Origin of the sequence: Rhodosalinus sp., assembly GCF_041685465.1 — a bacterium.
Classification (GTDB): domain Bacteria; phylum Pseudomonadota; class Alphaproteobacteria; order Rhodobacterales; family Rhodobacteraceae; genus Rhodosalinus.
The window spans coordinates 1-10,271 of sequence record NZ_JAWLFS010000101.1; the positions used below are offsets into that span (position 1 = coordinate 1).

Here is a 10,271-nt window from a genome sequence, read left to right on the forward strand (position 1 = left end):
CCCGGTCTCGCGCGAGCGCGAGGTCTCGAGACGCACGAACGGATCGAAGACCCGCTCCAGATCGCCCTCGGGCAGGCCGGGGCCGTCGTCCTCGATCACGACGCGGGCCAGACCGTTCTCCACCTCCAGCCGGACCCGCGCGCCGCCGCCGTAGCGCTGCGCGTTCTCCAAAAGGTTGCGCAGCGCACGGCGCAGGGCGAGGCGGCGGAGCGGCAGGACCGCCGGCGCAGGCGCGGCGACCGTGACCGCAGGGCCGGTCTCGGAGAGCTCATTGGCGAGATCGGCGAGGAGCGTTGCGAGATCCACCGGCTCGGGCGGCTGATCGGGCGAGACGCCGCGGGCATAGGCGAGCGTGGCTTCCACCATCTCCTGCATCTCGTCGAGCGTCGCGGTCATGCGCTCGCGCGTCTCGGCGTCCTCGACCATCTCCGCGCGCAGCCGCAGCGCCGTGATCGGCGAGCGCAGGTCATGGCCGAGCGCGGCGAGCATCCGCGTGCGATCCGCCATCATCCCCGCGAGCCGGCGCTGCATCCGCGCCAGCGCCTCGGCGAGCGCCTGCACCTCGCGCGGGCCGTCGCGCGGCATGTCGACGGGCTGCGCGTCGGTCCCCACGGCGTCCGCCGCCCGAGCCAACCGGCGGAGCGGCCCGGTGATGCGCCGCAGCCCGAGCCAGAGCGCCCCCATCAGGAGCGCGAGCGAGACGACCGTGGTGCCGAGGATCGCGGGCGGAAGCTGCACACCCGGACGCCAGGCCCGCGAGGTGACGTTGAGCCACTCGCCGCCGGCAAGCGGGATCGAGAGGCGCATCTCCACCGGCGCCACGCCGGCCTCCGCCATCCGCCCGTGCCGCCGGCCGTGATGCCCCGCCCCCTGCATCGCATGCGTCGCATGCGCCTCGCTCAGGCGGATGTCACGGTCCGCATCCAGCCCCATCCGGCCCAGAAGCCGCGCACGCAGGCGTGGGCGCAACGTCGCCTCCGGCCCGATCAGCGGCTCCGTGTCGACGGTGAAGCGGCGCAGCCGCGAGCCCGCCGCCTCCAGCACCAGCGCGCGCTCGCCCCCCTCTGCCTGCTCCAGCAGCCGCGCAACGGTGCCCGCGCGCTCGACCGTCTCGATGCGCTGCGCGATGCTGAGCGCTTCGCCCCGCTCTCCGGCGAAGATCCAGACGCTCGCCGCCTGCGCCGCGAGGAAGGCCAGCAGGATCAGGAGGGCGAGCTGGCCGAGGATGCCGCGGGGCCGGAGCCGGCTCATGTCACCTCCCGCACCTCGGCGGCGAGGCTGTAGCCGCCGGCGCGGATCGTGGCGATGATTCGCGGATGGGCGGGGTCGTCCTCGATCTTGCGGCGCAGCCGGCTCACCTGGTTGTCGATGCTGCGGTCGAAGACATCGGCCTCCCGCCCGGTCGTCAGGTGCAGGAGCCGCTCGCGCGAGAGCACGACGCGCGGGCGCTCCAGAAGCGCGGTGAGGAGGCGGAACTCGCCCGTGGTGAGCGCGACCTGCCGCCCGTCGGCCTGCGTGAGCTGGCGCGTGTCGGTGTCGAGCACCCGGCCCGCGAAGGCGAGCCTGCGCCCGCCGAGGCGTCCCGCAAGCGGTTCGGGCCGTTCGGCGCGGCGCAGGATCGCCTTCACCCGCGCGAGAAGCTCGCGCGGGTTGAACGGCTTCACGAGGTAGTCGTCCGCCCCGATCTCCAGCCCCACGATGCGGTCGGTCTCCTCCGAGAGCGCGCTCAGCATCAGGATCGGCGGACCGCCGTCGGCGGCAAGCCGGCGCGCGGCCGAAAGCCCGTCCTCGCCCGGCATCATCACGTCGAGCACGACAAGATCGTAGCGCCCGGCCTTCAGCGCCGCGTCCATTTCGGCGGCGCTCTTCGCGGCCTCGGCGCGCATGCCGTTCTTCTGAAGGTAGCGGGTGACGGCGTCGCGGATCTCGCGGTGATCGTCCACGACGAGGATTCGGGGGATGCGGTCGGGTGAGGTCATGACCCCGTGATAGCGCGGATCCGCGCGCGCAGGACAGGCGGCCTGTCGCGCTCCGTCGCGCGGCAGGCGTCCTGCGACAGAGCGTTACACTTTCCCGCCCCCGCCGGCATCCTTCTGCGACAGGACGCGGGCAGGTTGGCCTCATCGACACACCAGACCGAAGAGGTGACGCAATGACCCGCAAGACGATCCTGACCCTCGGCGCGCTCGCCGCCGGCACCCTCCTCGGCGCTGCCGCCCTCGCCGCCTCCGGCGACCGCGGCCCCGGCGCCGGGCAGATGATGATGGGGCACCATGGCGGTGGGATGATGACGGCGCCTGACGGCTCCGGGATGGGCCGGCAGGGCCGCGATGGCCAGACCATGGGCATGGCGCGGCAGGGACGACAGGGGGGCGGCTCCGCCCGCCTCGGCGCGCTGGCCGAAACGCCGGCCTTTCAGGACTTCGACACCGACGGCGACGGCACCGTGACCCTCGAAGAGGCGCGGGCCGGGGCGGAGGCGCTGCACGCGAGCCACGACGCGGACGGCGACGGCGGGCTCACCGATGCGGAGTTCGAAGACCTCTTCGCCGAGATCGCGCGCGGCATGGCCTCCCGGCCCTTCGCGCGGCTCGACGTCGATGGTGACGGACGCCTCAGCCCCGAGGAACTGGCCCTGCCTGCGCAGATGATGGCCCGCCGGATGCTGATGCAGTCGCGCGAGGGCCGCACGGCGCCCGAGTGAGCATCGACGACGGCAGGCGCGGCCACCGCGCCTGCCCCGACGCGCGCGCCAGCGGCATCGCCCTGCCCGGCGTGGTCACCCGATTCGGCGCCGCGCAACAGCCCGTGACGCCACCCATTGCGCAAGAGCCGTGCCGCGCACCTCCGGCCGCGAGCGCGGCGCCGCCGCTTGATCCGCGCGTGCAGATCGGGCGACGATCGCGGTGAACGCGGGATCGCCCCGCGCCGTGCCGCGCGGGGAGCGGGGCGCGGCCACCGACCGGAGGGCGGAGATGCAGGACAGGCGGCGCGCCCCGATCGACCGGCCCTTCCTCCTCGGCGCGGCGATCGGCAGCGGGCTCGTGGCGCGGGCGGCAGAGCGGGGCGGCGCGGATTTCGTGCTCGCCCTCAACGCCGGGCAGATCCGTGGACGCGGGCTGCCCTCGGTGGCGTCCATGCTGCCGCTCGGCGACACGAATGCCGACATGATCGAGATCGCCCGGCGGGACATCGCCGCGCAGATCCATGTGCCGGTCTACGCCGGACTGACGGTCTTCGAGCCGCCCGCGCGGCTTTCGCAGGACCTGCGGCGGCTGGCGGCGAGCGACGTCGCGGGCGTCGTGAACTTTCCCACGGTGGTGCACTATTCCGGGGAAGTGCGCCGCAGCCTCGAAGCGGCCGGCTGCGGCTTCGAGGCAGAGATGGCGATGCTGGCGCAGGCCGCGGCCCTCGGCCTCTCGACGCTTGCCTATGTCACGACGGACGCCGAGGCCCGCGCCGCGGCCCGGATCGCGCCGGACATGGTCTGCGTCAACTTCGGCTGGAACGCCGGGGGTCGGCTCACCGAGCTGGTGCCGGACGTGTCGATCAACGAGGCGATCCTGCGTGCACGCACGATCGCCCGAAGCCTTGCGCAGGAAGCGCCCGAAACCGCGGTGCTGATCGAGGGCGGGCCGGTGGTCCATCCGCGTCAGGTGGCCGAGATCTGCGCCGAGGCCGGCACGCGCGGCTACGTCGGCGGCTCGACGCTCGACCGGTTGCCGATCGAGGACGCGGTCTACGACCGGGCGCTCGCCTTCAAGTCCGCGGCGCGGGCGCGCCGGCCGGAGCGCCCGCGCGACGCGCGGCTGCGCCGCCTGGAAGAGGCGGCGGGCCTCGTCGGTCCGTCGCAGGCGCTCGAGGAGGCGCTGGCCCGACTGGCGCGAAGCGCGGCGAGCGGCGGGCATCTCGTGATTTCCGGGCCGCCGGGCACGCAGCGCCATGCCGCCGCGCGGGTCTGGCTCGCCCGCGCCGGGCTCGAGGGGCGGCTCTCGATCCTCGATGTCGAGGAACAGCCGGCCTTCGAGACGGGCATACGCCTTTTCGGGCGCGGCACCGAGCGCGCGGGGCTTCTGGAGGAGACCGACGGCGCCGCGCTGCAGATCGAGCCGCTGCGGGCGCTCGAGCCGCGCTGGCAGCGCAAGCTTGCCCGCTTTCTCGACCGCGGCGCCTACACGCGCTACCGCGGACGTGTCGCGATTGCGCCGCGGCCGACGCTCGTCTTTCTGTCAGACCTTCCGATCGCCACACTCGCGGCGCGCGGCCGCATCGTCCCGGAGCTCTCGGCGCGCCTCGCCCCGCGCGAGATCGTCATGCCCGGCCTGACGGAGCGGCGCGAGGATGTGCCGGACCTCCTCGAGTGGCTGATCGCGCAGGCGGGCGGGAGTTTCGAACTGGGGCCGAGCGCGCTCGGGCTGCTCATGCGGGCGGAGCTGCCGCGCCACGTCTCGGATCTGCGCCATCTCGTGGACGCGCTGACGGCGTCCGGCGCGCGGGGCACGCTGGGCGCCGTGGATCTGGACCCGGTGCTCGCCCTGCCCCGCCGGGACGGAGAGGGCGCCAGCAGCCGGGCCGCGGAGCGGGCGTGGATCCTCGACGCGCTGCGCCGGCATGCCTTCAACCGGACGGCCGCGGCGCGCGAAATGGGCATCTCGCGCAAGACCCTCTACAACCGGATGCGGCGTCACGGGCTCTGAGGCGCGGCGGCGCAGATCATCAGGTCGCGGGGGCGGCGCCCGGCCGGCCCGGACGGATACGCCCAGCGCGTGGCGCCTGTCGGACGCAGCCGCGTGCCTGCTGGCGCGAGAACGTGATCCGGCGACGGCATGTCGTCCGGCCACCGCGCGCCGTCCCAGACCGCGGCGAGCGTCACGAAACCGGCCTCCCGCGCCTCCGCCAGGCGTTCGGCCTCCATGCGGGGTGTGAGCCCGGCCTGCGCGAGGGCGTCGCCGAAGCCCCCGCCGAAGCGCGAGAGCCCCGGAAACGCCGCGATTCCCGCCACCCCCTGTGCCCGGAGCCTGCGCAGCGTCGGCCGGAGCCGCAGCAGCGGATCGGCGAGAAAGAGCGCGACCGCTGCACCGGGTGGCGGCGGCGCCGTCGCGAGCCGGTCGAGCAGCCGGGTGTTGTAGTCACGCCGCGGCAGAAGATGGGCGAGCCACGGATCGCCGGGCAGCGGCCCGTCCGACCAGGGCAGCGTCACGACCGTGCGCCGCGCGCTGGCCGTCGAGAGACGGTCGGGCGGACCGCCGAACAGCGCGAGCGCGGGAGAATTCGCGAACATGCCATCCTTGTTACCCGGATTTACCCGGTACGGAAAGCCGCGGCCGTGGTCGCCGGCGTCACTCACCGCTAACGTCCCACTCGGGAGGCGCCCGATCCGGGCACAGGGAGGACACAGGTGACGCTCTTCATGGCGACCCTGCTCAACGGGCTGTCGCTGGCCGCGCTCTACTTCATCGTGGCCAGCGGTTTCACGCTGATCTTCGGGCTGATGCGCATCGTGAATCTCGCGCACGGCGCGCTCTATCTGCTCGGCGGCTACGTGGGCTTCGAGGTGCAGCGCGCCACCGGAAGCTGGTACGGCGCCGTCGTCGCCGGCTTCGCGGCGATCGCGGCGGTGGGACTGGTGCTGCAACTGGCCGTCTTCCGGCACATGGAGGGGCAGGAGCTGCGCCAGACGCTGGTGAGCCTCGCCCTGTCGATCATCGCCGCCGACCTGATGCTCTGGGTCTGGGGCGGCGACACCTATCAGATCACCACGCCGGATTATCTCTTCGGTGCCTTCCCGGTGGGGCTTCCGGGCCTGCCGATGTATCCGACGATGCGGCTCGTCACGATCCTCGTCGCCGTCGTCGTCGGCATCGCGCTCTGGCTCTTCCTGACGCGCACGCGGCTCGGCATGATCATCCGGGCGGGCGTGGACGACCGCGACATGGTTCAGGCGAGCGGGATCAACGTTCACGCCGTCTTCGCCGTCACCTTCGCCATCGGCGCCGGGCTCGCCGGCCTCGCCGGGGTGATCGGCGGCTCGGTGCTGTCGATCGCGCCGGGCGAGGATCTGCGCTTCCTGCTGATCAGCCTGATCGTCGTGATCGTGGGCGGCATGGGGTCGGTCGCCGGCAGCGCGCTGGGCGCGCTTCTGATCGGGCTCGCCGAGCAGTTCGGCCTCGCCTACACGCCGACCTACGGGGTGGTCTACACCTTCCTCATCCTGGTGGCCGTGCTGGCGCTGCGCCCGCAGGGCCTTCTGGGGCGGGCCTGATGGCGCGGCGCGCCATCGACCCCCGCGCGGCTGTCGCGCTGGCGGCGCTGATCGCCGCGCCGCTCGTGCTGACCGACTTCTGGCTGGTGCAGATCCTCGGGCGCGCGCTGATCCTCGGGCTGATCGCGCTGGGGCTCACGCTGCTGGCGGGCTTCGGCGGCATGGTCTCGCTCGGACAGATGACCGTGGCGGGCGTCGCCGCCTACACGGTCGCGATCCTGACCACGACCGGCACCGGGCCGGCGCTGAACCTGCCGGCGCTTCCGGCGGTTCTTCTGGCGCTGGTGCTCGGCATGCTGGCGGCGGGCGTGATCGGCCTGCTCGCGGTGCGCACGTCGGGGATCTACACCATCATGATCACGCTCGCGATCGCCGTGGTCTTCTTCTACTTCACCCGGCAGAACTACCCGTTGTTGAACGGCTTCGACGGCTACGCCGAGGTCGTGCCGCCCGAGCCGTGGGGCCGGCCGGCGCCCTTCTACTACCTGTGCCTCGCGGCCGCGGCGGCCGGATACCTCTGGATCGCGCGCCTTGTCGCGGCGCCCTTCGGCCTCGCGCTGCAGGGCCTGCGCGACGAGCCGCGCCGGCTCGAGTCGCTCGGTTTCGACGTCTACCGGCACCGCATCGCCGCCTATCTCGTCGCGGGTGTCCTCGCCTCGGCCGGCGGCGTGCTCCTGGTGTGGTTCAACACGCGGATCGACCCCGGCACGGTCAGCCTCGGCCCGGTGATCGACATCCTCGTGATCGCCGTGATCGGCGGGCTGTCGCACCCGGTGGGCGCCTTCGTCGGCGCGCTTGCCTTCGTCCTGATCGACAATTTCGCGGTCGAGGCGCTTCCGGCCGCGCGCGAACGCTTCAACCTGATCATCGGCACCTTTTTCCTGCTCGTCGTGCTGTTCTCGCCCGACGGGCTGCTGGGCATCTGGCGCCGCCTCATGCGGCCGCCACAAGACGCGGGATCAACCGCGCGCGAGGACTGAAACCAAGGGAGGAAAGACACCATGACACGGACACCGGCATTCGGGCTGTCGCTCGCCGCGGCGCTGATGGGCACGACGGCCCTGGCGCAGGACGACCCCATCCGCATCGGCTCCATCGCGACGCTGGAGGGCGCCTTCACGGTGCTCGGCGAGGAAGGCATGCGCGGGCTCGAACTCGCCCTCGAGCAGGCGGGCCATGCCGCCGGCGGGCGCGAGATCGAGCTCATCTCGGAAGCCTCCGACGCGACACCCGACAGCGCCGTGCAGGCGGCGCGCAAGCTCGTCGAGAACGACGGGGTGGACATCGTGATCGGCCCGCTCTCGGGCTCGGAAGGCATCGCGATCCGCGACTATTCCAAGACGCAGCCGGAGGTGACCTTCGTCAACGGCGCCTCGGCGGCGGCCGACACCACCCTGCGCGAGCCATCCGAGAACTTCTTCCGCTTCACCACGGACGGCACGCAGTGGATGGCCGGGCTCGGCGAATACGTGATCGAGGAAAAGGGCTGGACCACGGTCGCCACCGTGGCCGAGGACTACTCCTTTCCCTACAGCCAGGTCATGGGCTTCATGCTCGATTTCTGCGAGATGGGCGGCACCGTCCCCGAGAAGTTCTGGGCGCCGATCGGCAACAAGGACTATACCTCGATCGTCTATTCGATCCCGCAGGACGTGGACGCGATCTACGTCGCGCTCGGCGGGTCGGACGCGGTCAACTTCCTGACGCAGTATCAGCAGGCCGGCGGCACCAAGCCGATGATCGGCGGTTCGATCACGGTGGACCAGTCGGTGCTTTCGGCCGAGGGGCGGCGGCGCGACTATCTCGTGGGCACGCCCACGGCCGGGCCGATCGCCGACAACTGGGACAACCCCGCGTGGGAGGCGTTCCAGACGGCCTACCGCGAGGCCTATCCCGACGGGCTGGGCTCGCCCTCGCTCTTCGCGCATGGCTACTACGTCTCGACGCTCGCGGTGCTCGAGGGGCTGAACGAGGTCGAGGGCGACCTGTCGGACGGTCAGGCCGCCTTCCGCGAGGCGCTGGCGACGATGACGCTCGAGACGCCCACCGGCGAGGTGACGCTCGACGAGAACCGGCAGGCCATCGCCGATATCTTCCTGACGGAAGTCGCGATGGACGAGGACGGGGAGCTTTACAACGAGGTCATCGGGGTCACCGAGGACGTGACACAGACGCTCGGGATGCCGCGCGAGGAGTTTCTCGCCCTCGGTCCGGCGAGCCGCGACAACCCCTCCTGTCCCTGACGTGACCGGCCCGCCCCGGCGAGGGGCGGGCCGCCGGAGCCCTCCATGGCCACTGCCCATCGCCTCTTCGGTCCCGAGCAGGACTTCGCCCTGTCGCTCCGCGACGTGGGCAAGCGCTTCGGCGCGCTCGTCGCGCTGGAGGGGATCGAGCTCGACGTGCGCGTGGGCGGCCGGCACGCGATCCTCGGCGCGAACGGGGCCGGCAAGACGACGCTCTTCAACTGCATCACGGGGGATTTCCCGCCGTCGTCGGGCCGCATCCGCCTCTTCGGGGAGGATGTCACGGACCGGCCCGCACACGACCGCATCCGCGCGGGGCTGCGCCGCACCTACCAGACCTCGCGGCTCTTCCGCGGGCTGACGGTGGAGGAGAATCTCTTCCTCGCCGAGCAGGGTGTGGCGGCGGGCCGCTTCTCGATGCGCCCGGCAGCGCGCGACCATGCGCACCGGGTGCGGGCGCGGGAACTGGGCGAATACGTCGGGCTGGCGCGGCTGCTGGCGGCGCCGGTCGCCGATCTCGCCCACGGACAGCAACGGCAGCTCGAGATCGGCATGGCGCTGGCGGGCCGGCCGCGTCTCGTGCTCTTCGACGAGCCGGCCGCGGGCCTTTCGGCGGCGGAGCGTGGCGACCTGGTGGGCATCCTGGAGGACCTGCCGCGGCAGTTCACCTTCGTCATCATCGAGCACGACCTCGAGGTTGCGCTGCGCGTCGCCGACCGGGTCACGGTGCTCGATCAGGGCCGTTTCTTCGCCGAGGGCACGCCGGAGGAGATCGAGGCCGACCCGCGCGTGCAGGCGATCTATCTGGGAGAGGGCGATGGCTGAACGCGCGGGCACCCCGGCGCTGGAGGTCTCGAACCTTCACGTCCACTACGGCGAGGCGCATGTCCTTCAGGGCGTCGACCTGACGCTGCGCGCGGGTGTCCTCGCCCTCGTGGGGCGCAACGGCATGGGCAAGACGACGCTCTGCCGTGCGATCATGGGGCTGCACCCGGCGACGGCCGGGGAGATCCGGGCCCATGGCCGGACGCTGACGGGGCTTGAACCGCACCAGATCACGGCGAAGGGCGTGGCCTACGTGCCGCAGGGACGGCGCGTCTGGCCCGCGCTCTCGGTGGACGAGCATCTGCGGGTCGTCGCGACCAAGGGCGGCGAGTGGACGCCGGACCGTGTCTACACGGTGTTCCCGCGCCTCGCGGAGCGGCGCGGGAACGGGGGCGCGGAACTGTCGGGCGGCGAGCAGCAGATGCTCGCCATCGCGCGGGCGCTGCTGCAGAACCCGCGCCTCCTGATCATGGACGAGCCGACCGAGGGCCTCGCCCCCGTGATCGTCGATCAGATCGTGGCGCTGCTGGCGGAACTCGCCGACGAGGGCCGCATCGACACGCTTCTGGTGGAGCAGAACCTCAAGGCGGCGCTTGCCGTCGCGCCGCGCGTGGCGGTCATGGTCAACGGCCGCATCGCCACCGAAACCGAGAGCGCGACGCTCGCCGCCGATCGGGAAATGCAGCGAAGGATGCTGGGCGTGGCCGGCGAGAGCGCCGGGCAGGACGCGGAGCCCCGGCAGGCCGAGGCGCCGCGCCCCGCCGCGCCGGCCGCCGACCCGGCGCCGGCTGCGCCACCTGCGCCCGCCTTCGGCCCGATGACACGCTGGGGCCACGGCACCTCCGCGCCGACCGGCCCCGCGCCGCAGGACGCCGAACCGCCTGCGCCGCCCAGCCGCTGGGAGATGGGCCGCCCGCCTCCGCCGCCGGCGGTCGATCCGG

Annotated in this window: 11 protein-coding genes; 8 read left to right on the forward strand and 3 right to left on the reverse strand. The window is 72.7% G+C overall.

Going from position 1 to position 10,271, the window contains the following annotated elements; all coding sequences use genetic code 11:
* Together ACESL7_RS08420 and ACESL7_RS08425 are read right to left on the reverse strand one after the other, a co-directional pair.
* Positions 1-1,251: ATP-binding protein (locus ACESL7_RS08420; RefSeq protein WP_372892871.1), on the reverse strand; the 1,251-nt coding region annotated here is incomplete at its 3' end.
* Complete coding sequence (locus ACESL7_RS08425; protein WP_372892872.1) at positions 1,248-1,979, reverse strand: response regulator; 732 nt, start codon at positions 1,977-1,979, stop codon at positions 1,248-1,250. The genes ACESL7_RS08425 and ACESL7_RS08420, both read right to left, overlap by 4 nt.
* 173 nt (positions 1,980-2,152) lie before the next feature.
* On the opposite strand from ACESL7_RS08425, the gene ACESL7_RS08430 reads away from it, so the two are divergent.
* The 3 genes from ACESL7_RS08430 (at position 2,153) to ACESL7_RS08440 (ending at position 4,697) form a co-directional block, all read left to right on the forward strand.
* The gene (locus ACESL7_RS08430; protein WP_372892873.1) at positions 2,153-2,704 is read left to right on the forward strand and encodes an EF-hand domain-containing protein; all 552 of its coding nucleotides are present in this window, start codon (positions 2,153-2,155) and stop codon (positions 2,702-2,704) included.
* Positions 2,701-2,910, forward strand: coding sequence for a hypothetical protein (locus tag ACESL7_RS08435; RefSeq protein ID WP_372892874.1), 210 nt, complete (start codon positions 2,701-2,703; stop codon positions 2,908-2,910). The genes ACESL7_RS08430 and ACESL7_RS08435 overlap by 4 nt, the downstream gene beginning before the upstream one ends.
* A 65-nt stretch (positions 2,911-2,975) precedes the next feature.
* A complete protein-coding gene (locus tag ACESL7_RS08440; protein ID WP_372892875.1) occupies positions 2,976-4,697 on the forward strand; it encodes a phosphoenolpyruvate hydrolase family protein in 1,722 nt (573 codons plus the stop codon).
* Here ACESL7_RS08440 and ACESL7_RS08445 read toward each other — a convergent pair.
* Positions 4,685-5,281 (reverse strand): hypothetical protein, encoded by a 597-nt coding sequence (locus ACESL7_RS08445; protein WP_372892876.1) that lies wholly within the window; start codon positions 5,279-5,281, stop codon positions 4,685-4,687. The two genes, ACESL7_RS08440 and ACESL7_RS08445, sit on opposite strands and share 13 nt — an antisense overlap.
* 117 nt (positions 5,282-5,398) lie before the next feature.
* Here ACESL7_RS08445 and ACESL7_RS08450 point away from each other — a divergent pair, with 117 nt between their 5' ends.
* From ACESL7_RS08450 to ACESL7_RS08470, 5 genes are all read left to right on the forward strand, one after another.
* Positions 5,399-6,262: a branched-chain amino acid ABC transporter permease gene (locus ACESL7_RS08450; RefSeq protein WP_372892877.1), complete on the forward strand. Its 864-nt coding sequence runs from the start codon at positions 5,399-5,401 to the stop codon at positions 6,260-6,262.
* Positions 6,262-7,242, forward strand: a complete 981-nt coding sequence (locus ACESL7_RS08455) for a branched-chain amino acid ABC transporter permease (RefSeq protein WP_372892878.1) — start codon at positions 6,262-6,264, stop codon at positions 7,240-7,242. Before ACESL7_RS08450 ends, ACESL7_RS08455 begins: the two co-directional genes overlap by 1 nt.
* A 21-nt stretch (positions 7,243-7,263) precedes the next feature.
* Entirely contained in the window at positions 7,264-8,505 is a 1,242-nt protein-coding gene (locus tag ACESL7_RS08460) for an ABC transporter substrate-binding protein (RefSeq protein ID WP_372892879.1), read from the forward strand.
* A 45-nt stretch (positions 8,506-8,550) separates the two neighbouring features.
* Entirely contained in the window at positions 8,551-9,330 is a 780-nt protein-coding gene (locus ACESL7_RS08465) for an ABC transporter ATP-binding protein (protein ID WP_372892880.1), read from the forward strand.
* A partial coding sequence (locus tag ACESL7_RS08470; protein ID WP_372892881.1) for an ABC transporter ATP-binding protein occupies positions 9,323-10,271 on the forward strand: 949 nt, incomplete at its 3' end. The genes ACESL7_RS08465 and ACESL7_RS08470, both read left to right, overlap by 8 nt.